The organism is Superficieibacter electus (assembly GCF_002915575.1).
GTDB lineage: Bacteria > Pseudomonadota > Gammaproteobacteria > Enterobacterales > Enterobacteriaceae > Superficieibacter > Superficieibacter electus.
In genome coordinates, this window is record NZ_PQGD01000009.1 from 196832 (window position 1) to 223755 (window position 26924).

Annotated in this window: 29 protein-coding genes; 18 read left to right on the forward strand and 11 right to left on the reverse strand. The window is 54.4% G+C overall.

Annotated elements, in window-relative coordinates; all coding sequences use genetic code 11:
* Positions 1 to 6 precede the first annotated feature (6 nt).
* Together rfaQ and CHU32_RS13020 are read right to left on the reverse strand one after the other, a co-directional pair.
* On the reverse strand, positions 7 to 1080 hold the full coding sequence (gene rfaQ / locus CHU32_RS13015; protein ID WP_176691650.1) for a lipopolysaccharide core heptosyltransferase RfaQ: 1074 nt from the start codon (positions 1078 to 1080) through the stop codon (positions 7 to 9).
* Positions 1081 to 1146: 66 nt separating this feature from the next.
* Positions 1147 to 2259, reverse strand: coding sequence for a glycosyltransferase family 4 protein (locus CHU32_RS13020; protein ID WP_103675949.1), 1113 nt, complete (start codon positions 2257 to 2259; stop codon positions 1147 to 1149).
* A 448-nt stretch (positions 2260 to 2707) separates the two neighbouring features.
* On the opposite strand from CHU32_RS13020, the gene waaA reads away from it, so the two are divergent.
* A complete protein-coding gene (gene waaA / locus CHU32_RS13025; RefSeq protein ID WP_103675950.1) occupies positions 2708 to 3985 on the forward strand; it encodes a lipid IV(A) 3-deoxy-D-manno-octulosonic acid transferase in 1278 nt (425 codons plus the stop codon).
* Between the two features lie 8 nt (positions 3986 to 3993).
* The gene (coaD, locus tag CHU32_RS13030; RefSeq protein WP_103675951.1) at positions 3994 to 4473 is read left to right on the forward strand and encodes a pantetheine-phosphate adenylyltransferase; all 480 of its coding nucleotides are present in this window, start codon (positions 3994 to 3996) and stop codon (positions 4471 to 4473) included.
* 1 nt (position 4474) lies between these two features.
* Here the strand turns inward: coaD and mutM are convergent, their stop codons facing one another.
* The 4 genes from mutM to radC form a co-directional block, all read right to left on the reverse strand.
* Complete coding sequence (mutM, locus tag CHU32_RS13035) at positions 4475 to 5284, reverse strand: bifunctional DNA-formamidopyrimidine glycosylase/DNA-(apurinic or apyrimidinic site) lyase (protein ID WP_103675952.1); 810 nt, start codon at positions 5282 to 5284, stop codon at positions 4475 to 4477.
* Between the two features lie 69 nt (positions 5285 to 5353).
* Positions 5354 to 5521, reverse strand: a complete 168-nt coding sequence (gene rpmG / locus CHU32_RS13040; RefSeq protein WP_003024094.1) for a 50S ribosomal protein L33 — start codon at positions 5519 to 5521, stop codon at positions 5354 to 5356.
* A 20-nt stretch (positions 5522 to 5541) separates the two neighbouring features.
* Entirely contained in the window at positions 5542 to 5778 is a 237-nt protein-coding gene (rpmB, locus tag CHU32_RS13045) for a 50S ribosomal protein L28 (protein WP_002436699.1), read from the reverse strand.
* A gap of 216 nt (positions 5779 to 5994) precedes the next feature.
* Positions 5995 to 6669: a RadC family protein gene (gene radC / locus CHU32_RS13050; protein WP_103675953.1), complete on the reverse strand. Its 675-nt coding sequence runs from the start codon at positions 6667 to 6669 to the stop codon at positions 5995 to 5997.
* 174 nt (positions 6670 to 6843) lie between these two features.
* Here radC and coaBC point away from each other — a divergent pair, with 174 nt between their 5' ends.
* The 4 genes from coaBC to CHU32_RS13070 all read left to right on the forward strand — a co-directional run bounded on the left by coaBC (position 6844) and on the right by CHU32_RS13070 (position 10368).
* Positions 6844 to 8055, forward strand: coding sequence for a bifunctional phosphopantothenoylcysteine decarboxylase/phosphopantothenate--cysteine ligase CoaBC (coaBC, locus tag CHU32_RS13055; protein WP_103675982.1), 1212 nt, complete (start codon positions 6844 to 6846; stop codon positions 8053 to 8055).
* Positions 8033 to 8491, forward strand: coding sequence for a dUTP diphosphatase (gene dut, locus CHU32_RS13060; protein WP_176691651.1), 459 nt, complete (start codon positions 8033 to 8035; stop codon positions 8489 to 8491). Before coaBC ends, dut begins: the two co-directional genes overlap by 23 nt.
* Before the next feature lie 115 nt (positions 8492 to 8606).
* A complete protein-coding gene (gene slmA / locus CHU32_RS13065; RefSeq protein ID WP_103675954.1) occupies positions 8607 to 9203 on the forward strand; it encodes a nucleoid occlusion factor SlmA in 597 nt (198 codons plus the stop codon).
* A gap of 148 nt (positions 9204 to 9351) precedes the next feature.
* Positions 9352 to 10368 (forward strand): SMP-30/gluconolactonase/LRE family protein, encoded by a 1017-nt coding sequence (locus CHU32_RS13070; RefSeq protein ID WP_103675955.1) that lies wholly within the window; start codon positions 9352 to 9354, stop codon positions 10366 to 10368.
* Positions 10369 to 10402: 34 nt separating this feature from the next.
* On the opposite strand, the gene pyrE is transcribed toward CHU32_RS13070, so the two are convergent.
* On the reverse strand, positions 10403 to 11044 hold the full coding sequence (gene pyrE, locus CHU32_RS13075) for an orotate phosphoribosyltransferase (protein WP_103675956.1): 642 nt from the start codon (positions 11042 to 11044) through the stop codon (positions 10403 to 10405).
* Positions 11045 to 11108: 64 nt separating this feature from the next.
* Positions 11109 to 11825 carry a ribonuclease PH gene (gene rph / locus CHU32_RS13080; RefSeq protein WP_103750863.1) on the reverse strand — a complete coding sequence of 239 codons (717 nt, stop codon included), beginning with the start codon at positions 11823 to 11825 and terminating at the stop codon, positions 11109 to 11111.
* 124 nt (positions 11826 to 11949) lie between these two features.
* Here rph and CHU32_RS13085 point away from each other — a divergent pair, with 124 nt between their 5' ends.
* Together CHU32_RS13085 and CHU32_RS13090 are read left to right on the forward strand one after the other, a co-directional pair.
* Positions 11950 to 12813, forward strand: coding sequence for a YicC/YloC family endoribonuclease (locus tag CHU32_RS13085; RefSeq protein WP_103675958.1), 864 nt, complete (start codon positions 11950 to 11952; stop codon positions 12811 to 12813).
* Between the two features lie 209 nt (positions 12814 to 13022).
* Entirely contained in the window at positions 13023 to 13640 is a 618-nt protein-coding gene (locus tag CHU32_RS13090; protein ID WP_103675959.1) for a trimeric intracellular cation channel family protein, read from the forward strand.
* A 2-nt stretch (positions 13641 to 13642) separates the two neighbouring features.
* Here the strand turns inward: CHU32_RS13090 and ligB are convergent, their stop codons facing one another.
* On the reverse strand, positions 13643 to 15304 hold the full coding sequence (gene ligB, locus CHU32_RS13095; protein WP_133159243.1) for an NAD-dependent DNA ligase LigB: 1662 nt from the start codon (positions 15302 to 15304) through the stop codon (positions 13643 to 13645).
* Between the two features lie 266 nt (positions 15305 to 15570).
* Between ligB and gmk the strand changes: the two genes are divergently transcribed.
* The 6 genes from gmk to CHU32_RS28030 all read left to right on the forward strand — a co-directional run bounded on the left by gmk (position 15571) and on the right by CHU32_RS28030 (position 21945).
* Positions 15571 to 16194 carry a guanylate kinase gene (gmk, locus tag CHU32_RS13105; protein WP_103675961.1) on the forward strand — a complete coding sequence of 208 codons (624 nt, stop codon included), beginning with the start codon at positions 15571 to 15573 and terminating at the stop codon, positions 16192 to 16194.
* A gap of 53 nt (positions 16195 to 16247) precedes the next feature.
* Positions 16248 to 16523 carry a DNA-directed RNA polymerase subunit omega gene (rpoZ, locus tag CHU32_RS13110; protein ID WP_031523238.1) on the forward strand — a complete coding sequence of 92 codons (276 nt, stop codon included), beginning with the start codon at positions 16248 to 16250 and terminating at the stop codon, positions 16521 to 16523.
* 18 nt (positions 16524 to 16541) lie between these two features.
* Positions 16542 to 18647, forward strand: a complete 2106-nt coding sequence (gene spoT, locus CHU32_RS13115; RefSeq protein ID WP_103675962.1) for a bifunctional GTP diphosphokinase/guanosine-3',5'-bis pyrophosphate 3'-pyrophosphohydrolase — start codon at positions 16542 to 16544, stop codon at positions 18645 to 18647.
* A gap of 124 nt (positions 18648 to 18771) precedes the next feature.
* Complete coding sequence (gene trmH / locus CHU32_RS13120; protein WP_103675963.1) at positions 18772 to 19461, forward strand: tRNA (guanosine(18)-2'-O)-methyltransferase TrmH; 690 nt, start codon at positions 18772 to 18774, stop codon at positions 19459 to 19461.
* A 3-nt stretch (positions 19462 to 19464) separates the two neighbouring features.
* Positions 19465 to 21546 carry an ATP-dependent DNA helicase RecG gene (recG, locus tag CHU32_RS13125; RefSeq protein ID WP_103675964.1) on the forward strand — a complete coding sequence of 694 codons (2082 nt, stop codon included), beginning with the start codon at positions 19465 to 19467 and terminating at the stop codon, positions 21544 to 21546.
* A 15-nt stretch (positions 21547 to 21561) separates the two neighbouring features.
* Entirely contained in the window at positions 21562 to 21945 is a 384-nt protein-coding gene (locus CHU32_RS28030) for a hypothetical protein (RefSeq protein WP_133159242.1), read from the forward strand.
* On the opposite strand, the gene CHU32_RS13130 is transcribed toward CHU32_RS28030, so the two are convergent.
* Positions 21899 to 22747, reverse strand: coding sequence for a hypothetical protein (locus CHU32_RS13130; protein WP_103675983.1), 849 nt, complete (start codon positions 22745 to 22747; stop codon positions 21899 to 21901). The two genes, CHU32_RS28030 and CHU32_RS13130, sit on opposite strands and share 47 nt — an antisense overlap.
* Positions 22748 to 22858: 111 nt before the next feature.
* On the opposite strand from CHU32_RS13130, the gene glpX reads away from it, so the two are divergent.
* A complete protein-coding gene (gene glpX, locus CHU32_RS13135; RefSeq protein WP_103675965.1) occupies positions 22859 to 23869 on the forward strand; it encodes a class II fructose-bisphosphatase in 1011 nt (336 codons plus the stop codon).
* Between the two features lie 95 nt (positions 23870 to 23964).
* On the forward strand, positions 23965 to 24711 hold the full coding sequence (gene fpr, locus CHU32_RS13140) for a ferredoxin--NADP(+) reductase (RefSeq protein WP_103675966.1): 747 nt from the start codon (positions 23965 to 23967) through the stop codon (positions 24709 to 24711).
* On the opposite strand, the gene CHU32_RS13145 is transcribed toward fpr, so the two are convergent.
* A complete protein-coding gene (locus CHU32_RS13145) occupies positions 24712 to 25131 on the reverse strand; it encodes a DUF805 domain-containing protein (RefSeq protein ID WP_103675967.1) in 420 nt (139 codons plus the stop codon).
* 113 nt (positions 25132 to 25244) lie between these two features.
* Between CHU32_RS13145 and CHU32_RS13150 the strand changes: the two genes are divergently transcribed.
* Both CHU32_RS13150 and tpiA read left to right on the forward strand, forming a co-directional pair.
* The gene (locus CHU32_RS13150; protein WP_103675968.1) at positions 25245 to 25841 is read left to right on the forward strand and encodes a DUF1454 family protein; all 597 of its coding nucleotides are present in this window, start codon (positions 25245 to 25247) and stop codon (positions 25839 to 25841) included.
* A gap of 107 nt (positions 25842 to 25948) precedes the next feature.
* A complete protein-coding gene (gene tpiA, locus CHU32_RS13155; RefSeq protein WP_103675969.1) occupies positions 25949 to 26716 on the forward strand; it encodes a triose-phosphate isomerase in 768 nt (255 codons plus the stop codon).
* Positions 26717 to 26924 lie beyond the last annotated feature (208 nt).

Below are 26924 nucleotides of genomic sequence, written 5' to 3' on the forward strand. Positions count from 1 at the left end.
CCACCATCATTCCGCATTATTGTTAAAAAGGGTCTTTGCCACAGGATACTGCGCCAGCATCCGATCTGCTGCGCTAATGACATCCTCAGCGGGAATACAGGTCAAATAGCGATAGCTTCGATCCAGATCTTTGCGTAGTGGCATGGGTTTGTAGTCGCCAGCCCAGATAAGCTCAAGCTTATCTGTCCAGGGGTGCCAGAAGCGGTGCTTAGTCGCGCCAAAAAGGCAGACCACTGGCGTATCAACCGCCGCCGCAATATGGCCAGGCGCAGAATCGACACCGATAAATAGCGCGGCGTGATCAATCAGTGCTGCCAGTTCAGGAAAAGAGGTTTTTCCGGCGAATTCCGTCACGGGTTTATAAGTACACTGGCGCACGATATCATCAATAATATCAGCATCTTCTTTGCCAGGTCCCGCCGTCAGGATCACATCGTAGCCCCTGCCCATCAGATGATCGATTACGGCGGCAAATTTGTCGTTATCCCAGCACTTAAATATCTGTCTGGCCGTAGGCTGAATCGCGACATACTCTTTCGTCACGCCCAGTTCATCCATTTTTGCTTTCAGTCGCTGCCAGTGCCGGATGTCATAGCGCATTGACGTTTGCGTATTAACAGGATCGATATCAAGCAGCGTCAGAATGGACACGTTTTGCGGCACAATATGATCGCCCGCATCAGGCAAAGTTTTATCAAACGCGTTCATCCAGAACGATGATTTTTGCCGGCCAAACGTAAAACCAATTTTTAGCCGGGCAGGAATGCAGCGGATGACAAAACCCAGCAATTTCTGACTTGAGAGATTCACAATCAGATCGTAGTGATTTTTACGCAGCGCGCTAATAGTATGAAAAATATTTGTAATTTTATTCAGCGCTGAGTTTTTCTTATCTGAGATACCGTAGATTTTGTGCAGATGCGGGTTTTCAGAGATGATTTGCACCGTAGAGTTATAAACCATCATATCGATTTCGGCATCAGGGTATTTCGCCTTTAACGCGCTGATTACCGGCGTTGTTAGCAGGACATCTCCCTGAAACTTCAATTTGATAATCAGAATTTTTTTAAATTTACTCATGATTTTCCAGATATTTTACGCAAACTTATGATGCTTATTATATGAGCATTTTATTTTTTAAACGGCCTACGCCATAACCATATCGGCCACTTTTTCTGGCAGACTATAGATATCCTGAGTATCGGCATAATGGCGGGCATTTTCTGCCCACTGGCATCTCTGCGTCTCGTCTGTCGCCGCCAGTGCTAAAGCCGCATTAAGTTGCTCCTGACTGAACGGCTCAGCGATAACCTTACCGCAACTGGCCTTATCAATGTAATGCGCATAGCCACAAACGGTGGTCGTCAATACTGGTAAACCTGCGGCAATCGCTTCCAGCAGCACAATACCGGCGGCTTCCTGATACGCAGGATGAATGAGGACATCCGCAGCCAGCATCAGGTTTGATATATCATTTCTGCCAGCATAAAACTGCACCTGATTTTTAACGCCCAGTTGAGTGGCCAGCGCTTCGAATTTGCCCGGTTTATCCTGCCCTACCACCATCAGCCTTGCTTTTGCTTTAATCGCTCCGGGCAGCGCGGCAAAGGCCCTGATACTGCGATCGACGCCCTTGCGGGAGAAATCCGATCCGACCTGCACCACCAAAAATTCGTCAGCACCGATGTTATTGTCGCGGCGAAAGGCGTCGCGGCAGTCTGAGGCATGGGCGCTGTATTTGCGATCGGGATAAATCCCCGGCGGCAGGATATGGAAACGTGAGTCTTCGGTGCCGTAATGCTTTTTAAAATCATTGATTTGTCGGTCGGTAAGCATCAGCAGTTCTGTTTTAGCGCCCTGGCGAAAAACCGCCTCTTCAAAAGCGGCAAAGTGGCGGTAGCGGGGGGTCAGCCTGTAAAAGAAACCTTTCTCTTTAGCGACTTTCTCGGCATAGCAAACATCAGCGGCATAGTAGATATCAAGGCCCGGCATTTTGTTGAAGCCAATAATCTTATCAACCGGATGCTGCTGCAAATGCTGGCGGACCCACTGATAATATTGCTTATTTTTACCATGATTGGTCGAAGACGTTGCCGGTACCGTCACAATCTCAAACGCATCCGGACGCTCTCCCTGCCAGGAAAGGACGTACACCCGAACTTGCGCACCGCGTTGCGAAACGGTTTTAGCGATGCGCAGAAAGTCACGCTGCAAGCCGCCAAAAGGGAAATATTTAAACAAGCAAAACGCGACGATCATGGTGACTCCCTGCCCACACTCATGGTAAAAGCACATAAAATTCAGTCAGATAAAGATCAAGCCACGGTAAGTCATGCAACCGGCAACCCCTGTTCCCGCGGGTACACACGTTACCGTTCAGGCTTATCGCTCTCCCGAACTATTTAGCGCAACAGTGTATCATTACTTGCCCTGCAAGCCGATATGAATGTTTTTTGACCTAAATCGAAAATAACATAAATAAAAACAACGTGATACATAATTATCCCATTCTACATTACCGTCTTCCTGACTGACGAATAATCCCGTCAGAGTGTTAAACTATTCCGGTAAAAATTAAAAAATACTGCAAGCGCCCGGCTTTTTTGTTGTGCTTTCCCCCCACCTAACCCAAATTCCGCAAAAGTAATGGCAAAGGCCCGGCTAAAAACTTAGAATCCCCAGCACATTCATTAGCCAACAACATCCTATGCTGCAATTGCTTTACACCGCACTGCTTTACCTTATTCAGCCGCTCATTTGGGTACGGCTTTGGGTGCGTGGTCGTAAAGCGCCGGCATACCGTAAACGGTGGGGCGAACGTTACGGCTTCTATCGTACACCGCTGAAACCTGGCGGCATCATGCTGCACTCGGTTTCCGTAGGCGAAACGCTGGCGGCAATCCCTCTGGTGCGGGCATTACGCCACCGCTACCCGGAGCTTCCGATTACCGTAACGACCATGACGCCGACCGGTTCCGAGCGCGTTCAGTCCGCGTTTGGTAAAGATGTTCAGCACATTTATTTGCCCTACGATTTACCAGACGCAATTAACCGCTTCCTCAATAAAGTCGACCCCAAGCTGGTGTTGATTATGGAAACCGAACTGTGGCCTAACCTGATTACGGCATTGTATAAACGTAAAACGCCGCTGGTCATCGCTAATGCCCGGCTTTCTGCACGCTCGGCAGCAGGCTATGGCAAACTGGGTAAATTCATTAAAACGCTGCTGCGCCGCATCACTCTGATTGCGGCGCAGAATGATGAAGATGGCGAACGTTTCATTCAGCTTGGCGCTAAACGTAACCAATTAACGGTAACCGGCAGCCTGAAGTTCGATATTTCCGTAACGCCGCAACTGGCAGCAAAAGCCATTACCCTGCGTCGTCAGTGGGCCCCACGCCGGCCGGTCTGGATCGCGACCAGCACACATGACGGGGAAGAGAGCGTGGTGCTGGCGGCGCATCAGGCGTTGCTGCAACAGTTTCCCGATCTCCTGCTGATTCTGGTGCCCCGTCATCCCGAGCGTTTCCCGGATGCGGTAAACCTTGTGCGTCAGGCGGGTCTGAGCTATATCACACGTTCTTCGGGCGAAGTCCCTTCCGGCAGTACGCAAGTGGTGGTCGGCGATACGATGGGCGAACTGATGCTGCTCTACGGCATTGCCGATCTGGCGTTTGTCGGCGGCTCGCTGGTCGAACGCGGTGGTCATAACCCTCTGGAGCCTGCCGCCCATGCCATTCCAGTGTTGATGGGTCCACACACGTTTAATTTTAAAGATATTTGCTCTCGTCTTGAGCAGGCGGACGGTCTGATTACGGTTCAGGATGCGCCTTCGCTGACCAAAGAAATTGCCTCGCTGCTCACGGACGAAGACTATCGTAATTACTATGGGCATCATGCCGTAGAAGTCCTGCATCAAAACCAGGGCGCGTTACAACGGCTTCTGCATCTGCTACAACCGTATCTGCCACCCAAAACGCATTGAGGGCTGTTATGCAAAGACGGGCGATTTATCCGGGAACGTTCGATCCCATCACTAATGGTCATATTGATATCGTCACCCGTGCCACCATGATGTTTGATCAGGTGGTGCTCGCCATTGCCGCCAGTCCCAGCAAAAAACCGATGTTTACTCTTGAAGAGCGCGTGGCGCTGGCGCAAGAGGCTACATCACATTTGCCGGGCGTTGAGGTGATTGGGTTTAGTGATTTAATGGCGAATTTTGCCCGCGAGCAGCAGGCAAATATCCTGATCCGGGGTCTGCGCGCGGTAGCGGATTTTGAGTATGAGATGCAGCTGGCGCATATGAATCGTCACCTGATGCCGGAGCTGGAAAGCGTCTTCCTGATGCCGTCAAAAGAGTGGTCATTTATTTCCTCAACGCTGGTCAAAGAAGTCGCGCGCCACGCGGGCGACGTGACGCATTTTCTCCCCGCCAGTGTTCACCAGGCGCTGATGGACAAGCTCAGTTAATCTATTTCTGGCACTGGCGACAATAAAATGTCGCCCGCTGCGCATGCTTTGCGGCCATAATCGGCGACCCACAAACATGACATGGCTCGCCTTTACGCCCGTAAACCTGTAGCTGCTGGGCAAAATAACCCGGTTTGCCGTCACTCTGTAAAAAATCCTTCAGCGTGGTTCCGCCCTGCTCTATTGAGCGCAGCAACACCGCTTTGATGACCCGTACCAGCAGTTCATATTCTTCACGTGACAGGGAAGACGCCAGCCGATCCGGATGAATTCCTGCAGCAAATAAGGATTCACTGGCATAAATGTTTCCCACGCCGACGACCAGCTTATTGTCCATTAGCCAGGGTTTGATGGCCGTTTTCTTCTTCGCACACTTCTGCTGCAGGTAATCGGCATTAAATGCATCGCTGAGCGGCTCCGGCCCCAGATGGACCAGTACGTTATGCCCTTCCAGCTCTTTGGTCCACAACCAGGCCCCAAAACGTCGGGGATCGGTATAGCGCAGCACCTTGCCGTTGCTCATGACCATATCGACATGGTCATGCTTTTCCGCCGGGCGCTCCTCCGGCAGAATGCGTAAACTGCCTGACATCCCCAGATGAATAATTATCCAGCCGTCCGGTAGCTCAAGAAGCAGGTATTTTGCGCGCCGCTGTACGCTGAGCACTGGTTTATCGCTCAGCGTATGGATTTCTTCTGACACCGGCCAGCGCAGACGCCCATTACGGACAATGACGTGAAGGATAGTCTCACCGACCAGATGTGGCTCAATACCACGACGGCTGGTCTCAACTTCAGGTAATTCAGGCATTTTTATGTTCTCCAGAGTCAGAAAACAGAAAACCCCGCCGAAGCGGGGTTTTCATACAATCCACTAAAATTATTTGATTTTAGCTTCTTTGTACAGAACGTGCTGACGGACAACGGGATCGAATTTTTTCAGTTCCAGTTTTTCCGGTTTAGTACGCTTGTTCTTCGTGGTGGTGTAGAAGTGACCAGTACCAGCAGAAGAAACCAGCTTGATTTTCTCACGAATACCTTTAGCCATGATTTATTTCCTCTAAGTACTTAGTACTTTTCGCCACGGGCACGCAGTTCAGACAGAACTGTATCGATGCCTTTTTTATCGATTACACGCATACCTTTAGCAGATACACGCAGGGTGACAAAACGCTTTTCGCTCTCAACCCAAAAACGGTGAGAGTGCAGGTTCGGCAGGAAACGGCGTTTAGTCGCGTTCAGTGCGTGGGAACGGTTGTTACCGGTCACCGGACGCTTGCCAGTAACTTGGCAGACTCGGGACATGTCTATTCTCCAAAAATCAAATTAGCTCGAGCTTCGTATGGGGTATTGACGCCTCGTCAGGCTGTAAAGCCTGGTCACGGCGGTTCTAAGTGAACTCGCGATTACCAGGCCCAAATGCCAAACCCGAGATTCTCAAAGGTGGCGTAGTATACGCTGACTCGACGGTGTGCTCAAGTCCCGAACAGACAAAGATCCCGATGGATCGCCCGATCCGGGCTAAATTAAGCCCCTTTCCGCAAAGGAAACGTACTCGCCACGTCCAATCACAAGGTGATCAAGTACGCGAATATCCATTAACTGACAGCAGCTTACCACACGTTCGGTGATCATCTTATCAGCTTTACTCGGTTCGGCGTTACCCGAAGGATGATTATGCGCAAGGATCACCGCAGCGGCGTTAACATTGATGGCTTCTCGTACAATTTCGCGCGGATGCACTTCAACATGGCTCAGGGTACCGGAAAACAGACGGCGATGTTTGAGTATCCGGTTCTGGCTATCAAGATAAATCGCCATAAAGACTTCACGATCCTCCCCGGTAAACTGGCTTTTTAAAAATTCCCGGGTCAAATCTGGACTGTAGAGGCCTTGCTTTTCCCGCAGTCGCTCGTTATAGCAGCGGCGGGACAGCTCTGCGATGGCCCTTAACTGACAATACTTGGCGACGCCGATGCCTTCTATATGCTCAAATTCCGACCAGTCTGCAGACATCAGTTGAGAAAGTGTATCGAAGTGTCGCAATAACTCCGTCGCCAGCGTCATGACATGCTTGCCTCGTGCGCCCGTGCGTAAAAACAGCGCCAGTAGTTCAACTTCACTGAGCGTTTCAACACCCAGACGCCGTAGCTTTTCACGCGGCATCTTTTCCTTTTCTTCTCTGGACAGCTTCATACGGCTTCTCCCTGTGCAACCGTGGCTATGCTGCCATAGCGACTTTCTCGCTTCGACCTGCGTTTTTGACTCTTGCGTAGCGCCTCGCAAAGTGAATGATCCCGGACCGCACGATACAAAAGGTTTGTGATAAAATGCCCAGCTTCTGGTGCAATCCAACAGGAAAGAATCATGATGAGCCTGGCCGGTAAAAAAATCGTTCTTGGCGTAAGCGGCGGTATTGCTGCCTATAAAACGCCAGAGCTGGTGCGTCGCCTGCGTGAGCGCGGGGCGGACGTGCGCGTGGCGATGACCGACGCTGCCAAAGCGTTTATTACCCCGTTAAGTTTGCAGGCCGTGTCAGGTTATCCTGTTTCCGACAGCCTGCTCGACCCGGCAGCCGAAGCGGCAATGGGGCATATTGAACTGGGCAAATGGGCCGATTTAGTCATTCTGGCTCCCGCCACCGCCGATTTACTGGCGCGCGTTGCGGCAGGCATGGCAAACGATCTGGTCTCCACCATCTGTCTGGCCACGCCAGCTCCCGTTGCGGTGGTGCCTGCCATGAACCAGCAGATGTACCGCGCCGCCGCCACGCAGCATAATTTAGCGGTGCTGGCCGACCGTGGGCTACTGGTCTGGGGGCCGGATAGCGGCAGCCAGGCCTGTGGCGATGTGGGCCCGGGGCGCATGCTCGATCCGCTCACGATTGTTGATATGGCCGCGGCGCATTTTTCGCCGGTCAACGATTTGCAACATCTGAATATTATGATTACCGCAGGCCCGACGCGGGAGCCGCTGGACCCGGTGCGCTATATCACCAATCACAGCTCAGGCAAAATGGGATTCGCCATTGCCGCCGCCGCCGCCAGACGCGGCGCAAAGGTGACATTGGTCGCCGGCCCGGTGTCACTGCCGACACCGCCCCTTGTCCAGCGAATTGATGTCACCACCGCCCTTGAGATGGACGCGGCGGTGCAGGCGCATGCCCAGCAACAGCATATTTTTATTGGTTGCGCTGCCGTGGCGGATTACCGCGCTGCCACTATCGCCGATGAAAAAATTAAAAAGCAAGGCGATGAATTAACAATAAAAATGATCAAAAACCCGGATATCGTCGCCGGGGTCGCCGCACTGACCGATCGTCGACCTTATGTGGTAGGGTTTGCCGCCGAAACGAATAATATGGAAGAATACGCCCGGCAAAAGCGAACCCGCAAAAACCTTGATTTAATCTGTGCAAACGATGTTTCGCTTTCCACTCAAGGGTTTAACAGCGACAGCAATGCCTTGCACCTTTTCTGGCAGGAGGGAGACAAAGTCTTACCGCTTGAGCGGAAAGCACTCCTTGGCCAATTATTACTCGACGAGATCGTGACCCGTTATGATGAAAAAAATCGACGTTAAGATTCTGGACCCGCGTGTGGGTGAGCAGTTCCCACTGCCTACCTATGCCACCTCCGGCTCAGCCGGCCTTGACCTGCGAGCCTGCCTTGACGACGCGCTTGAGCTGGCACCGGGCGCAACGGCGCTGCTGCCGACCGGTCTGGCAATTCATATTGCCGATCCATCCCTGGCGGCGGTGATGCTGCCGCGCTCCGGTCTGGGTCATAAGCATGGCATCGTACTGGGCAACCTGGTGGGCCTGATTGACTCCGACTATCAGGGACAGCTGATGGTCTCCATCTGGAACCGTGGTCAGGATCATTTCACCATTGAGCCAGGCGAGCGCATTGCCCAGATGGTGTTTGTCCCGGTCGTTCAGGCTGAATTTAATCTGGTGGAATCGTTTGACGCCACCGATCGTGGCGAAGGCGGCTTCGGCCACTCCGGGCGGAAATAACACGTAACGCATCCCACCGCGCAAAAAGGCTATAACATCACCGCAAACGCTAAGTTTGCGGTCGCTGTGTGGATGCTCGCCTGACTATTGTTTATTTTCAGGGGTATTTTGCAACATGGCAGAAAAACAAACTGCGAAAAGGAACCGTCGCGAAGAAATACTGCAATCTCTGGCGCTGATGCTTGAATCCAGCGATGGAAGTCAACGCATCACGACGGCGAAACTGGCTGCTTCGGTCGGCGTTTCTGAAGCGGCGCTGTATCGCCATTTTCCCAGCAAGACGCGCATGTTCGATAGCCTGATTGAGTTTATCGAAGATAGCCTGATTACCCGCATCAATCTGATCCTCAAAGACGAAAAGGACACGACTGCCCGTCTGCGCCTTATCGTTCAGTTAATTCTGGGATTTGGTGAGCGTAATCCGGGGCTGACGCGCATCCTGACCGGCCATGCGCTGATGTTTGAGCAGGACAGACTCCAGGGGCGGATCAGCCAGCTTTTTGAGCGTATTGAGGCGCAGCTGCGCCAGGTGCTGCGGGAAAAACGCATGCGGGAAGGCGAAGGTTACGAAACGGATGAAACCTTGCTTGCCAGCCAGATTCTGGCCTTCTGCGAAGGCATGCTGTCACGCTTTGTGCGCAGCGAGTTTAAATATCGCCCGACCGACGATTTTGACGCCCGCTGGCCGCTGATTGCCGCCCAGCTTCGGTAACGCTTTTCATGCAGCCTGTCACAGGCTGCATTCTTGACATGTTTGTAAAAAGTACCAGGTTAATTCGTTGAATTGCCAGATGCTTTCTGTCCTACCACGCTCATAGTATCCACTGAACTGTATCTTTTAGCGGCGACGGAGAGGTTCAATGGCGACATCACGGCGGGAATTATTAAAACTGAGCGGTCTTGCGACTGCCACATTACTGTTAAGCCAGAAAAGCATTGCCGGCTGGGCACCGTCCGGACGTTATCCCGATCCGCGCTTAGCGGCCGTTGACGATACCTTCCGCAAATATATGGTCGCCAGCGCGAAGGTGGAGCAAATCGCGACTGGCTTTCGCTGGGCAGAAGGCCCGGTGTGGTTTGGTGATATGCAAATGCTACTCTGGAGCGATATTCCCAATAACGCCATTATGCGCTGGGATGAAATCTCTGGTGAGACCAGCGTATTCCGTCGTCCCGCTAACAATGCCAACGGCCATGCCCGCGACAGACAAGGCCGCCTGATCAGCTGTGAGCACGATACCCGGCGGGTAACCCGCACTGAATATGACGGCACGATTACCGTCCTTGCCGACAGCTTCGAGGGTAAACCGCTCAATTCTCCTAACGATATCGTTGTAAAATCTGATGGCTCCATCTGGTTTACCGATCCGCCTTTCGGCATAACTGGTTTTTACGAAGGCCATAAAGCCGAGCCGCAGCTACCGCAAAACGTCTACAGGCTTGACCCGGCAAGCCGCAAACTGGAAGTGGTGCTGGGAGATGTGAAAGGCCCGAATGGCCTGTGCTTTTCCCCTGATGAAAAAATCCTTTACGTTGTGGAAAGCCGCGCCACGCCAAACCGGCTGATTCTGGCTTATGACGTGGTAAATAGTGCCCTGCAAAACAAGCGTGTCCATATTGACTGCGGTGGCGGCACGGCGGATGGCATTGCCTGCGACGTGGACGGTAATCTGTGGTGCGGCTGGGGCACCGGCACTGAAGAACTGGATGGCGTCCGGGTTTTCAACGTACAAGGTAAGCATATCGGCACCGTTCAACTACCAGAACGCTGCGCTAACCTGTGTTTCGGCGGCGAGCAGCGCAACCGCCTGTTTATGGCTTCCAGCACGTCGATTTACTCCCTGTTTGTGAATACACAGGGCGCGAAACTGATCTGAAAATGCCCCGGCAGCCATCCTGCCGGGGAATAATTTATACCCCGTACGCTTCCTGATAAGCACGCACCGACGCCAGATGTTCCGCCATCTCCGGCTTCTCTTCCAGATACGCAATCAGCTCTTTCAGGGTAATGATGGAAATGACCTTGCAACCATAGTCGCGCTCCACTTCCTGAATCGCGGAGATCTCGCCGCGTCCGCGCTCCTGCCTGTCGAGCGAGATCAGCACGCCAGCAAGCTGCGCGCCGTTCGCCTGAATAATCTCCATCGATTCACGAATCGCGGTTCCTGCGGTGATCACATCGTCGACCAGCATGACGCGCCCCTGAAGCGGGCTGCCCACCAGATTGCCGCCTTCACCGTGGTCTTTCGCCTCTTTACGGTTAAAGCAGTACGGCAGGTCGCGGTCGTGGTGCTCCGCCAGCGCCACGGCGGTAGTGGTCGCAATCGGAATGCCCTTGTAGGCAGGGCCAAACAGCAAATCGAAGTCAATGCCGGAATCCACCAGCGCTTCGGCATAGAAACGGCCAAGCAGTGCCAGGTCGCGCCCGGTATTAAATAGCCCGGCGTTGAAGAAATAGGGACTCTTGCGTCCGGATTTCAGCGTAAACTCGCCAAACTTTAATACCTGCTTGCTAAGCGCAAATTCAATAAACTGGCGCTGATACGGTTTCATGTCGCTACTCCTCCAGGTTTCATTTTTCAGGCGAAAAAAAGGCGACCTCTCAGTCGCCTTAACATCAATTTTCTACCGCCGCCTTCTGCGTGGCGACAATAGATTCTATCCCCCCTCGGGCCAGCGCCAGCAAGGTGAGAAGCTCTTCGTGAGTGAACGGCTCGCCTTCTGCCGTCCCCTGCACTTCAATAATACGACCATCTTCGGTCATCACTACGTTCATGTCGGTTTCCGCAGCGGAATCCTCAACGTATTCCAGATCGCAGACCGCTTCACCGCCGACAATACCTACAGAGACCGCCGCCACCATGCCTTTCAGCGGGTTGGTTTTCAGCTTACCGGCAGCCACCAGTTTATTCAGCGCATCGGCCAGCGCCACGCAGGCACCGGTGATCGACGCAGTACGCGTACCGCCGTCGGCCTGAATAACATCGCAGTCGAGGGTGATGGTGAACTCACCGAGCGCTTTTAAATCGACCGCTGCACGCAGCGCACGAGCAATAAGGCGCTGGATTTCCATGGTACGGCCGCCCTGCTTGCCCTTCGCCGCTTCACGGGCGTTCCGGGTATGCGTGGAGCGCGGCAGCATGCCGTACTCAGCGGTGATCCAGCCCTGCCCCTGACCTTTCAGAAAACGCGGCACGCCTTCGTCAATAGAGGCGGTGCACAGCACTTTGGTATCACCGAATTCGACCAGCACGGAGCCTTCTGCGTGTTTTGTGTAATTACGGGTCAGGGTGACGGGACGCACCTGATTGACGCTACGACCTGCTGGACGCATATGATTTCTCCGGCTTGAAACGAATGTGGCTGCGCATTATACGGACTTCCGGCGGTTATTCCTATCCTGCCAGGGCAGTGAAAGCTATAATCCCCTCATCTCTCCTTTAAAAACAGGAACGTTTATGATCCGCAGTATGACCGCTTATGCCCGCCGTGAAATCAAGGGCGAATGGGGCAGCGCCACCTGGGAGATGCGCTCGGTAAACCAGCGTTATCTGGAAACGTACTTTCGCCTGCCGGAACAGTTCCGAAGCCTTGAACCAGTCGTGCGCGAACGTATTCGTACCCGTTTGACGCGCGGTAAAGTCGAGTGCAGCCTGCGTTTTGAGCCGGACGCCAGCGCGCAAGGAGAGCTAATCCTTAACGAAAAACTGGCAAAGCAACTGGTTGCTTCCGCAAACTGGGTCAAAATGCAGAGTGACGAAGGGGAAATCAACCCGGTTGATATCCTGCGCTGGCCAGGTGTGATGGCCGCTCAGGAGCAGGATCTGGATGCTATCGCCAGCGAAATCCTCGCCGCGCTCGACGGTACGCTGGACGACTTTATTGTTGCCCGCGAAACCGAAGGTCAGGCTCTGAAAAGCCTTATTGAACAACGTCTGGACGGCGTTAGTGCCGAAGTCGCCAAAGTCCGCGCCCATATGCCGGAGATTTTACAGTGGCAGCGCGAGCGCCTGGTCGCCAAACTGGAAGACGCTCAGGTTCAGCTGGAAAATAACCGCCTTGAGCAAGAGCTGGTGCTGATGGCACAGCGCATCGACGTGGCGGAAGAGCTGGATCGCCTGGAAGCGCACGTCAAAGAAACCTGGAACATCCTGAAGAAAAAAGAGGCTGTAGGCCGTCGTCTGGACTTCATGATGCAAGAGTTTAACCGCGAATCGAACACGCTGGCCTCGAAGTCAATTAACGCTGAGGTGACGAATTCGGCGATTGAGCTGAAGGTGCTGATTGAGCAGATGCGCGAGCAGATCCAGAATATCGAGTAACGTTTGATTCTGATGGCCCGCCAAGGCGGGCCACTTTAAATTTTCTAAGCCAAAAAAACCGATAAGAAATCTCCTACTCCCATAAAATAAGGCCCGCTAGTTCTCCTGCCATTACTTTTTCTAAGTCTTATCACCTCACCTTAGAAAATCTCAATCGTGACGCAGCGCACAAATCGTTACCCTTTCGCCATCAATTTCAGGGGGCGTCTGTGTTACTACATATTCTTTATCTCATTGGTATCACCGCTGAAGCCATGACGGGCGCGCTGGCTGCCGGGCGTCGTCGCATGGATACGTTTGGCGTGATCATTATTGCCACAGCGACCGCACTTGGCGGTGGGTCGGTGCGCGATATTCTGTTAGGCCACTATCCTCTGGGCTGGGTGAAAAACCCGGAGTACGTGATTATTGTCGCGACGGCTGCGGTGCTGACGACCATTATGGCCCCGGTAATGCCCTATTTACGTAAACTTTTTCTGGTTCTGGATGCATTGGGACTGATCGTTTTCTCCATCATTGGTGCCCAGATAGCGCTGGATATGGGAGAAGGACCAATTATCGCCACCATCGCTGCTGTCGTGACCGGCGTATTTGGCGGCGTACTGCGCGACATGTTCTGTAAACGCATTCCGCTGGTCTTCCAGAAAGAGCTTTACGCTGGCATATCGTTTTCCGCCGCCGTGCTTTATGTTGCGCTGCAACATTACGTGAGTAATCACGATATCGTGGTTATCACCACCCTGCTGTTTGGCTTTACCGCCCGCCTGCTGGCGCTGCGCCTGAAGCTGGGTTTACCGGTGTTTTACTACAAACACAGCCCGCACTGACTTCAGAACCCGGCTATTTTCTGGCTGGCGAGCCACTGCGCCAGCCGGGAAATAGCCGGATGGTGTATTGCGTCCACCATGCGCTGCGCCCGCGTGCTTCCCATGCCCGGAAGACGCTGCCAACCGAGCTCATCCCGCGCCACTATGTCTTCCCAACGACTATCTGCCAGCCCGCCTAATGCCGCTCTGCTGAGCGGTAAACCCAATGCCGTCACCCACCGTTTAAAAGGCTGCTGACGAACCAGATTGAACTGATGCCAAAGCTGTGCGGCGCGCGTGGGCGTCATCCCCGGCGTATTGCCCAACTGCTCTGGCGTCAGCACCATCCAGGAGAAGATATGCGTAAAAGTGTGCGCCTGATGCAGCGTCTGCCAGCCTGCGCGACCCAGGCCATTAATATCAAAAACCGCTTTCGACCCCAGCCATTCAAGCCGCGCTAAAAACTGCTCCTCACAGCCGGGGGCAGCGTAAAAACACGTCAGCGCATTATATTTCTGCACAGGCGGCGTCGGTTTTGTGCGCTGCAAAGACCGCCAGACCACGCTATCAATGCGAGGTATTCCCTGTCCGGCAAGACTGATCAAGAGTTGATCGCCAGGCGCAATATCCAGCATTTGCCAGCGCGCAAGGGAGCCAATATTCACCCTCTGCACCTGTTTATCATCCAGCTTTACTGGCAGGAGCTGCGCCACGACCGCAATTTTTCCGGTGCGGCCCACCGTAAAATTAATGGCTTTAACCTCGGCAACCTGCGAAGCAGGTGTGTATTTCCAGGCTGCCACCCAACTGCCCTGCGTGGGTAGCCAGTATTTACCCTCCGGCTCGATGGCAGAGCGAATCACCACGCCATCGGTAACAAACGGCAGAGGCGTGGTAAACCAGTGTTCACGCCATTCAGCTACCTCTTTCGGGCGCGTCACTTTCTGTGAATAACGTTGAGTCAGAGGAAACCCTGCCTGGCGTAACAGCGTCAGGCGGTGGTCCATGTTTTGCGGTCCATCAGGCCACGCCCAGATAAACACGCCCAACTGTGACAGCGCCTGGCTTTCCCCGTGCTGCATCAACGCCCCGGCGACTTTAGCGCGCGCATTCATACCGCCCATCTGTTTTTGAATGTGGTTATCCCGTTGCAGGAAGATTTCCCCCTGCAACACGCTTTCCGCCAGCGCTCCCGTCACTGTTTGCGGGATGGCAGGTATACGCCGTGCTTTCTCTGTCCAGTCTTCCCCTTTCAGGCCATCGCCGCGACTGATGGCCTGCTGCAAGCGTCCGTGATGATAAACCAGCGTTACCGCCACGCCATCGACTTTAGGCTGTACCCAGAGATCGCGCTTGCCCGCCATCCACTGGCTCACCGCGCGTGCATCCGCCAGTTTCTGGACTCCCGTATGGGCGACCGGGTGCATTACGCCGGACGTCACGCCGGGTGGCGAACTTTCATCTTGTTCCCCATAGCCAAAACAGCGTTGCCACTGCGTCAGGCGTGCTGAAAGTTGATCGTAAACACCATCGCTCACTTCACTTGCGCCCTGCCGCCAGTAATTCTCGTTCCAGCGCGCGAGTTGTGCTGTAAGCCGGGCAATTTCCCGTTCCGCTCGTGCGGGAGCCCAGGCAGGGCACGTCGCCTCAGCTCCCGTGACCATCATGATTAACAGCAGTAGCATCCTTTTCACTTTCTCTCCTCCTTTTGCGCTGTACCCGTGTTTTATTCTTAGCCAAAAAAGGTTGCCACCACGCAATGCTAAATCTACGGCAAAGCTTCCGGAGAAAATGAGAAGTTGCTGCAACAGGCAGTGAAAACGGGAAGGCAGTACGCAAAATGCAAGAATCTGGCGCAAAAAGTGTGACGAAGACTACGTCACGCAGCGCCGACGTGTATAATAGGCTCGTATGTAAGCTCACTTCTGTTTAACACATACATAAGATTCTCATGGCTCAAGGCACGCTTTATATTGTTTCTGCCCCCAGCGGCGCGGGTAAATCCAGCCTGATTCAGGCTTTGCTAAAAACCCAACCGTTGTACGATACTCAGGTTTCCGTTTCGCACACCACGCGCGCACCGCGTCCGGGCGAAGTCCACGGAGAGCATTACTTCTTTGTCAATCATGATGAATTCAGAACCATGATTAGCAATAATGCCTTTCTTGAGCATGCAGAAGTGTTTGGCAATTACTACGGCACCTCCCGCGACGCCATTGAGCAAGTGCTGGCAACCGGCGTAGATGTCTTTCTGGATATCGACTGGCAGGGCGCGCAGCAAATCCGCGAGAGAATGCCACAGGCGCGCAGTATTTTTGTCCTGCCGCCGTCTAAACTTGAACTGGATCGCCGCCTGCGTGGTCGTGGCCAGGATAGCGAAGAGGTTATTGCAAAACGCATGGCCCAGGCCGTTGCAGAAATGAGCCATTACGCCGAATATGATTATCTTATTGTGAATGATGATTTCGACACCGCCATCGGCGATCTGAAAACCATCATTCGCGCTGAACGTCTGCGTATGAGCCGCCAGAAACAGCGACATGACGCTTTAATCACCAAACTGTTGGCAGACTGAACTCACTTTCAGTATCATGCCCAGTCCATCATCACCTGTGGAGCATTTTAAGTATGGCACGCGTAACTGTTCAGGACGCTGTAGAGAAAATTGGTAACCGTTTTGACCTGGTACTGGTCGCCGCGCGTCGCGCTCGTCAGATGCAGGTAGGCGGAAAGGACCCACTGGTAGCGGAAGAAAACGATAAAACTACCGTCATCGCGCTGCGCGAAATCGAAGAAGGCCTGATTAACAACCAGATCCTCGACGTGCGCGAGCGCCAGGAACAGCAAGAGCAGGAAGCCGCTGAATTACAAGCCGTTACCGCTATTGCTGAAGGCCGTCGTTAATCACAAAGCGGGTCGCCCTTGTATCTGTTTGAAAGCCTGAATCAGCTGATTCAAAACTACCTGCCGGAAGACCAAATTAAGCGTCTGCGGCAGGCGTATCTCGTTGCACGTGACGCTCACGAGGGTCAGACACGTTCAAGCGGTGAACCTTATATCACGCACCCGGTAGCGGTGGCCTGCATTCTGGCCGAGATGAAACTCGACTATGAAACGCTGATGGCTGCTCTCCTGCATGACGTGATTGAAGATACCCCCGCCACCTACCAGGACATGGAACAGCTGTTTGGCAAAAGCGTTGCCGAGCTGGTGGAAGGGGTCTCTAAGCTTGATAAGCTTAAATTTCGCGATAAGAAAGAGGCGCAGGCCGAAAACTTTCGCAAGATGATCATGGCGATGGTGCAGGACATCCGCGTCATTCTCATCAAACTCGCTGACCGCACGCATAATATGCGTACGCTGGGCTCATTGCGCCCGGACAAACGTCGCCGTATCGCCCGTGAAACCCTCGAAATCTATAGCCCTCTGGCACACCGGTTAGGTATTCATCACATCAAGACCGAGCTGGAAGAGCTGGGCTTTGAAGCGCTGCACCCAAACCGCTATCGCGTGATTAAAGAGGTGGTGAAAGCGGCACGCGGCAATCGTAAAGAGATGATCCAGAAAATCCTCTCTGAAATCGAAGGGCGTTTGCAGGAAGCAGGTATTCCCTGTCGCGTTAGCGGTCGCGAGAAACATCTGTACTCGATTTATTGCAAAATGGTGCTTAAAGAGCAGCGTTTTCACTCGATCATGGACATTTACGCGTTCCGCGTAATTGTTCAGGATGCCGACACCTGCTACCGCGTGCTGGGCCAGATGCACAGTCTGTACAAGCCGCGTCCAGGCCGCATGAAAGACTATATCGCCATTCCGAAAGCGAACGGCTATCAGTCTCTGCACACCTCAATGATCGGCCCGCATGGCGTACCGGTGGAAGTACAGGTACGTACTGAAGACATGGATCAGATGGCGGAGATGGGTGTCGCCGCACACTGGGCGTATAAAGAGCACGGCGAGACCAGCACCACGGCGCAAATCCGCGCCCAGCGCTGGATGCAGAGCCTGCTTGAGCTGCAGCAGAGCGCCGGTAGCTCATTTGAATTTATCGAGAGCGTTAAATCCGATCTCTTCCCTGATGAGATTTACGTTTTCACCCCCGAAGGCCGCATTGTTGAACTGCCTGCCGGCGCGACGCCAGTCGACTTCGCCTATGCGGTACATACCGATATCGGCCATGCCTGTGTTGGCGCACGCGTCGACAGGCAGCCGTATCCGCTGTCGCAGCCGCTGACCAGCGGGCAGACCATTGAGATTATTACTGCGCCGGGTGCGCGTCCTAACGCGGCATGGCTGAACTTTGTCGTGAGCTCGAAAGCACGCGCTAAAATTCGCCAGTTGCTGAAAAATCTCAAACGTGATGACTCGGTAAGCCTGGGCCGTCGTCTGCTCAATCATGCACTGGGCGGCAGTCGTAAGCTGGCCGAGATCCCGCAGGAGAGTATTCAGCGTGAACTTGATCGCATGAAACTCGCTTCACTGGACGATTTACTGGCAGAAATTGGTCTGGGCAATGCCATGAGCGTCGTGGTGGCGAAAAACCTGCAACAGGGCGATGCGACCATCACCGCCCAGCCGGGTAGCGGACATCTGCCGATCAAAGGCGCAGACGGCGTGCTGATTACCTTTGCTAAGTGCTGCCGCCCCATCCCGGGCGATCCGATCATCGCGCACGTCAGCCCCGGTAAAGGTCTGGTTATCCACCACGAGTCCTGTCGTAACATTCGCGGCTATCAGAAAGAGCCGGAGAAGTTTATGGCGGTGGAGTGGGATAAAGAAACCGAGCAGGAATTTATCACCGAGATCAAGGTGGATATGTTCAACCATCAGGGCGCGCTGGCGAACCTGACGGCGGCGATTAACACCGCGTCCTCGAACATCCAGAGCCTGAACACGGAAGAGAAAGATGGCCGCGTGTACAGCGCGTTTATCCGCCTGACCGCGCGCGACCGCGTGCAGCTGGCGAATATCATGCGCAAAATTCGCGTGATGCCGGACGTGATTAAAGTCACCCGCAACCGAAATTAGTGTTAAACACAATATCATTCGAATTGCAGTAGGGCGGCAAGCGAATGAATCTCCGGGAGCGTACAAAAGCAACCGGGGTGCATGAGTGCCGCCAACGCAGAGGTATTTGAAGGATGACGTGTTTATGAATCCAGAACGTTATGCGCGTATACGTGAGATGCTCGCCAGACGACAGCCCGATCTGACGGTCTGTATGGAGCAGGTGCATAAACCTCATAACGTCTCGGCGATTATCCGCACCGCTGACGCCATCGGCGTACATGAAGTCCACGCCGTCTGGCCAGGCAACCGGATGCGCACCATGGCGTCCGCCGCCGCAGGCAGCAATAGCTGGGTTGAGGTGAAAACTCACCGCACTATTGGCGACGCCGTTACTCATCTGAAAGGCAATGGTATGCAGGTTTTAGCGACCAACCTTTCCGACAAGGCCGTTGATTTCCGCGAAATTGATTATACCCGCCCCACCTGCATCCTGATGGGCCAGGAAAAAACCGGCATCACCCAAGAAGCGTTAGAACTGGCTGACCAGGACATTATTATTCCGATGGTCGGCATGGTGCAGTCGCTGAACGTTTCTGTCGCTTCGGCATTAATCCTCTATGAAGCGCAGCGCCAGCGGCAAAACGCGGGCATGTACCAGCGCGAGCGCAGTACGCTGTCAGAAGAAGAGCAGCAACGCCTGCTGTTTGAAGGCGGCTATCCGGTGCTGGCGCGGGTGGCGAAGCGTAAAGGCCTGCCTTATGCGCGGGTCAACGAGCAGGGCGAGCTTGACGCTGACGCCGCATGGTGGGCAACCATGCAGGCCGCAGGATAAATCATGCAGGGCCGGTTGCTGGACGCCATCCCGCTTAACACGCTGACCGGCGTGGGCGCAGCGCAAAGCAGTAAGCTGGCGAAAATCGGCCTGCATACCGTGCAGGATCTGCTGTTACACCTCCCGCTACGCTACGAAGACCGCACTCAACTTTATCCTATCGGTGAACTGCTGCCGGGCATTTATGCCACCGTGGAAGGTGAAGTGCTGAACAGCAATATCACCTTTGGCGGTCGCCGGATGATGACCTGCCAGATCAGCGACGGCTCCGGCATCCTGATGATGCGCTTTTTCAACTTCAACGCGGCGATGAAAAACAGCCTCGCTACCGGTCGGCGCGTACTGGCCTATGGCGAAGCGAAGCGCGGAAAATACGGCGCGGAGATGATCCACCCGGAATATCGCGTACAGGGCGATCTCAGCACACCGGAGCTTCAGGAGACGCTGACGCCGGTCTACCCTACGACCGAGGGCGTTAAGCAGGCAACGCTACGTAAGCTGACCGATCAGGCGCTGGATCTACTGGATACCTGCGCCATCGCCGAACTGTTACCACCGCAGCTGGCACAAGGGATGATGACCCTGCCGGAAGCGCTGCGGACCCTGCACCGTCCGCCGCCGTCATTGCAACTGGCCGATCTTGAAACCGGGCAGCACCCGGCGCAGCGACGCCTTATTCTGGAAGAATTGCTGGCGCACAATCTCAGCATGCTGGCACTGCGGGCAGGTGCACAGCGCTATCATGCCCAACCGCTCAGCCCGCAGGATGAACTGAAAACGCGTTTTCTTACCTCCCTGCCCTTTAAACCGACCGGTGCACAGGCGCGGGTGGTGGCGGAAATTGAAAAAGACATGGCGCTGGACTTCCCAATGATGCGTCTGGTGCAGGGTGACGTTGGCTCCGGTAAAACGCTGGTTGCCGCCCTCGCCGCACTGCGCGCCATCGCTCACGGCAAGCAGGTGGCGCTGATGGCCCCGACCGAACTGCTCGCCGAACAGCACGCCAACAACTTTCGCAGCTGGTTTGAGCCGCTCGGCATTAACGTCGGCTGGCTGGCGGGCAAGCAAAAAGGCAAAGCGCGGCTTGTCCAGCAGGAGGCGATTGCCGCCGGACAGGTGCAGATGGTGGTGGGAACGCACGCTATCTTTCAGGAACAGGTACAGTTCAACGGGCTGGCGCTGGTGATTATCGATGAACAGCATCGCTTTGGTGTGCATCAGCGGCTGGCACTGTGGGAGAAAGGCCAGCAGCAAGGGTTTCATCCTCATCAGTTGATCATGACCGCCACGCCGATCCCGCGCACGCTGGCGATGACCGCCTATGCCGATCTTGATACCTCAGTCATCGACGAACTACCGCCAGGCCGCACCCCGGTGACGACTGTCGCCATTCCCGATACCCGGCGCAGCGATATCATCGATCGCGTGCGCAATGCCTGCACCACCGAAGGCCGTCAGGCGTACTGGGTCTGTACGCTCATTGAGGAGTCTGACCTGCTGGAAGCACAGGCCGCAGAAGCGACATGGGAGGAGTTAAAGCTGGCGCTGCCCGAGCTGAACGTCGGCCTGGTGCATGGGCGCATGAAACCCGCCGAAAAGCAGGCGGTCATGGCAGCGTTCAAACAGGGCGAACTGCACTTGCTGGTCGCGACAACGGTGATTGAAGTGGGCGTAGATGTTCCTAACGCCAGCCTGATGATTATCGAAAACCCGGAGCGTCTGGGGCTGGCTCAGCTCCATCAGTTACGCGGACGGGTCGGGCGCGGCGCGGTAGCCTCCCACTGCGTACTGCTTTATAAATCCCCGCTGTCGAAAACCGCGCAAAAACGGCTACAAGTGCTGCGCGACAGTACCGACGGTTTTATCATCGCGCAAAAAGACCTCGAAATTCGCGGTCCGGGCGAACTGCTGGGTACCCGTCAGACCGGCAATGCCGAATTTAAAGTTGCCGACTTATTGCGCGATCAGGCGATGATACCCGAAGTTCAGCGTCTGGCGCGGCATATTCATGAACGTTACCCGCAGCAGGCCGTAGCGCTGATTGAGCGCTGGATGCCGGAAACGGAACGTTATTCGAATGCGTAAAAAGGAATTTAACGAATGGCAGACGTGCAATGGAATAGCGTTCCTGCGGAATATGTGGACGCATGGCGGCAGTTGTACAGTGCGGCATCCCCTGAAGAGGGCATTCATTTATCACAGGTCTGTCCTGTTTGCGGAGAAACGGCGCTTTGCCGCTATTTTTCGCTGCGTAAGCCACAACCTGTATTGTCGCTGGGCATAATGTATCAAGGTCCTGGCAGCTATTGGGAATGGTGTACCGCCTGCCACACATTTGAACATATGTCCGGCTACGTCCCCGGCTGGTGGAATATAACGCTCGAAAATCTCGATCATGCGTTATTGACTGCCATCCCTGACCTGATTGATGCCGCAATCAACACGCCAGCTCTGTCAGCACATCCTCAATCTGAATTTCAATAATCTCAGCCGCATCAAGCGCATCGCGGGCAATGCGTGCCGCAATGTCCTCTTCCGGTTCGCCGCGCAATTTTTCCGCCGCCGCCTGAACCCCTTCCAGGATCGTCTGTGGGGTTAATGCCTCGCACAGGAACGCCCAATTCTCCTGCGACCAGCCGTCAGTATGGCTTAACGGATGGTGCCAGCCGCAGCCGCACCCTCCCTTTGACCCGAGGATATTGTCATCACCGGAATAGATGAGATGGGCGGCGTATTGCAGGGCGCATACCGCTTTGCCGACGGAATCCAGCGACCACCAGCGGGACCAGATGATGCGCATTACCGGCGCGGTGCCGCCAATATCATTAAACGCAGGCAGCCATGAGAGCAAAACGCCAAAACCGCGCTCGTTATCCATTCGCGCCAGCATCGTGTCAACGATAAACGCGCGCACCTGCTGACGCTGGCTGGCATCCATCATTTCCCGCCACAGATAAGGTCGCCGCAGCGCCCGGAATAATGATTCTTCGAAATGATCGCCGTAGCCAATGGTTAAGAGTGTTTCACGCCATTTAGCCAGGCACAGGGGAAATAAATAGCGGAACAGCTCTGGCTGCATTGGTTCGTTATAAACAAGGTTCAACACGTAATAGCCGCTCAACTGATGTCCGGTGATGTCCCGCCAGTCCGTCGCCGCCAGCGCCTGAAGTTCTTTGTCTGCATAGTCGAACTCAGGCTCCCACACGTGCCGAACGGGTGGTTCATCGCCAAATATCGCCCGACAACGCTCCTCTACCGTCAACGCTTCTTTCCTGTTTTTACGCAACATAGCACCTCCCTGGCGTACTGTACGAAAGAGTACACCTTGCGCCAGTAGGGTTGTCCATACGCATTGTGATAAACTTCGCGCAATTTTTCTTCTTAACATGAGTTGGCAATGAGACGGGAACTGGCAATCGAATTTTCGCGCGTCACCGAAGCGGCGGCGCTGGCAGGCTATAAATGGTTAGGGCGTGGCGACAAAAACACCGCTGACGGCGCGGCGGTCAACGCCATGCGTATTATGCTTAACCAGGTCAATATTGACGGCACCATTGTGATTGGCGAAGGTGAAATTGACGAAGCGCCGATGCTCTATATTGGCGAGCGCGTCGGTACCGGACAGGGCGACGCGGTAGATATCGCGGTTGATCCCATTGAAGGCACCCGCATGACCGCCATGGGCCAGGCGAACGCGCTGGCGGTGCTGGCGGTCGGTGATAAAGGCAGCTTCCTGAACGCGCCGGATATGTATATGGAAAAGCTGATTGTGGGACCCGGGGCAAAAGGCGCTATCGACCTCAATCTGCCGCTGGCCGATAACCTGCGCAATATCGCCGCTGCGCTGGGCAAACCATTAAGTGAATTGACGGTCACCATTCTCGCCAAACCACGTCATGATGAAACCATTGCCGAAATGCAAAAACTCGGCGTGCGTGTATTTGCGATCCCGGATGGTGATGTTGCGGCCTCTATTTTAACCTGTATGCCGGACAGCGAAGTTGACGTGCTCTACGGCATCGGCGGCGCGCCGGAAGGCGTGGTGTCGGCGGCGGTGATCCGTGCGCTGGATGGCGATATGAATGGTCGTCTGCTGGCACGCCATCATGTGAAAGGCGACAACGAAGAGAACCGCCGTATCGGTGAGCAGGAACTGTCTCGCTGTCAGGCAATGGGCATTGAGGCCGGGAACGTGCTGCGACTTGATGACATGGCGCGTAACGATAATGTGATTTTCTCTGCCACCGGTATTACCAAGGGCGACCTGCTTGAGGGCATCAGCCGCAAGGGCAACATCGCCACTACCGAAACGCTGCTGGTGCGCGGTAAATCACGGACTATCCGCCGCATTCAGTCTATTCACTATCTGGACCGTAAAGATCCTGACATTCAGCAGCACATTCTCTGAAATCATTTGTCCTGAAGAGCTTTCCAGCCCGCCGGGGCTGGAAATATTGGCGTCAGGCGGCGAAGATAAAGTAACGAAATCGACAGGAGAAGAACATGGCGGACTGGGTAACAGGCAAAGTAACCAAAGTAGAATACTGGACCGATGCGCTGTTTAGCCTCACCGTTCATGCTCCCGTTCAGCCCTTCACTGCCGGACAGTTCACCAAGCTGGGGCTGGAGATCGACGGCGAACGCGTGCAACGTGCGTACTCCTACGTTAACGCGCCGCATAATCCCGATCTTGAATTTTACCTGGTCACCGTGCCTGAAGGGAAACTCAGTCCACGACTGGCGGCACTAAAACCGGGTGATGAGATCCAGCTGGTCAGCGAGGCAGCAGGGTTCTTCGTACTGGAAGAAGTTCCTGACTGCCAGACGCTGTGGATGCTGGCAACAGGGACGGCGCTCGGCCCGTATCTTTCTATTCTGCAGGAAGGGAAAGACCTGGAGCGTTTCCAGAATCTGGTGCTGGTGCATGCGGTGCGCTATGCGGCAGATCTCAGCTATCTTCCTCAAATGCTGGAGTTACAGCGCCGTTATGAAGGCAAACTGCGTATTCAGACCGTGGTGAGCCGGGAAACTGTCGCCGGTTCGCTGACCGGACGCGTTCCGGCGCTTATCGAAAGCGGCGCGCTGGAAGAGGCGACGGGGCTGACGCTGACGCCTGAGACCAGCCATGTGATGCTGTGCGGCAATCCGCAGATGGTGCGCGATACCCAACAGATGCTAAAAGATACCCGGCAGATGACCAAACACCTGCGCCGTCGTCCGGGTCATATGACCGCTGAACACTACTGGTGATCAGCGAAACTTAACGTCCTGCGTATCCTTACCGTATTTGTTCTCGCCCTGGGTGCCCATAAACGCACCCAGTTCGATTAACATCATGACCATCACCAGCGTGGGAATAAAACGGCCGACTACCCACTGCCAGACACCCGGCAGAACCGCCCAGTTTCCCGCCAGCAACATCCACGCCAGAATCAGTAACAGCGCCCACAGGCCCGATTTACCGCGATCGTGCAGGCGCTTGATCACCACGGTAGCGGTAGGCCATTGCAGGCATACCAGCGCAAACGCGGCGATTTGCATATCAATAAGATTGCTGCCTGCAAGCGTAAACAGGCAAAACATTGCCACCAGCCAAATGACAATCCAAATCCAGAAATCCCGGCGGCCAATCCGCCCTTTAATTGAAAACAACCACTGCTGTAGGGTCATGCACGCGTCCTTATTATGGTAATGCGCGTAGTTTACCCTGAAGTTGTCAGTTTTTGACAAGTCCAGCGGTTATCGCTTTAATCGTGAGCAGATTTGTGAAAAGGCGAACGTTAATGAAGAGTTGGGGAATACTGATTTTACTCCTGCAGGCGTGCTTTACTGTCAGCACACCCGCGCTGGCAGAGGAGGCCACCGGCGTGACAGCCCCCTATTTGCTGGCGGGTTCGCCCACGTTTGATCAATCTATCAGCCAGTTTCGGGAAGCGTTTAATACCAACAACCCCGGCCTGCCGCTGAATGAATTCCGCGCCATCGAAGGCGTAAAAGATCGCGCTAATTTGACCCGCGCCGCCAGTAAGATCAACGAAAATTTATATGCCTCTACCGCCCTTGAACGCGGGACGTTGAAAATCAAATCCATGCAGATAACCTGGCTGCCGATTCAGGGGCCGGAGCAAAAATCAGCGAAAGCGAAAGCCCAGGAGTATATGAGCGCAGTGTTACGTGTCTTTATCCCAACGTTGACCAGAACACAAAGCCTGCAAAAGTTGCAAAAGCTGCTTACGGCAGGCAAAGGGCAGCATTATTACGCGCAAACCGAAGGGGCTATACGCTATGTTGTCGCCGACAACGGCGAAAAAGGGCTGACCTTCGCTGTTGAACCGATTAAGCTGACGTTATCTGATAGCAGCGAAGGCGACAATAAATGACGAAAAGCAAAGCCTTTGCCATGATGAATCTCTATACTGACTCACAGACCATGCTGCCCTGAGGGGCGGCAATATTCCCTAACTCGCTTACAGCGTGGAGAATTAAAATGCGACATCCTTTAGTGATGGGTAACTGGAAACTGAACGGCAACCGCCACATGGTAAACGAACTGGTAGCTAACCTGCGTAAAGAGCTGGCTGGCGTGACCGGTTGTGGCGTTGCGATTGCGCCGCCGGAAATGTATATCGATCTGGCAAAACAGGCCGCTGCAGGCAGCCACATTGTGCTGGGCGCGCAGAACGTCGACCTGAACCTGTCCGGCGCATTCACCGGTGAAACCTCTGCCGAAATGCTGAAAGATATCGGCGCAAAATACATCATCATCGGTCACTCTGAGCGTCGTACTTACCATAAAGAATCTGACGAACTGATCGCCAAAAAATTTGCCGTGCTGAAAGAGCAGGGTCTGATCCCGGTTCTGTGCATCGGTGAAACCGAAGCAGAAAACGAAGCGGGCAAAACTGAAGAAGTGTGCGCGCGTCAGATCGATGCCGTTCTGAAAACCCAGGGTGCAGCAGCCTTTGAAGGCGCGGTCATCGCTTACGAGCCAGTGTGGGCGATCGGTACCGGTAAATCTGCCACCCCGGCCCAGGCCCAGGCGGTTCACAAGTTCATCCGTGATCACATTGCTAAAGCCGATGCGAAAGTGGCAGAGCAGGTTATTATTCAGTACGGCGGTTCTGTAAACGCCTCTAACGCTGCCGAACTGTTCACTCAGCCGGACATCGACGGCGCGCTGGTTGGCGGTGCCTCTCTGAAAGCTGATGCTTTTGCAGTGATTGTGAAAGCAGCCGAAGCGGCGAAACAGGCGTAATCGCCGTTGTCGTCAGTGCCGGGTGGCGGCTTTGCCTTACCCGGCATAGATAAATGGATACGGGTAATCGTCCCCTGTAGGCCCGGTAAGCACAGCGCCACCAGGCAGGGCTGACCACCCTCACCCCGGCCCTCTCCCTGAGGGAGAGGGAGCACTCCGTACACCCCGTAGGCCCGGTAAGCGCAGCGCCACCGGGCAGGGCTGACCA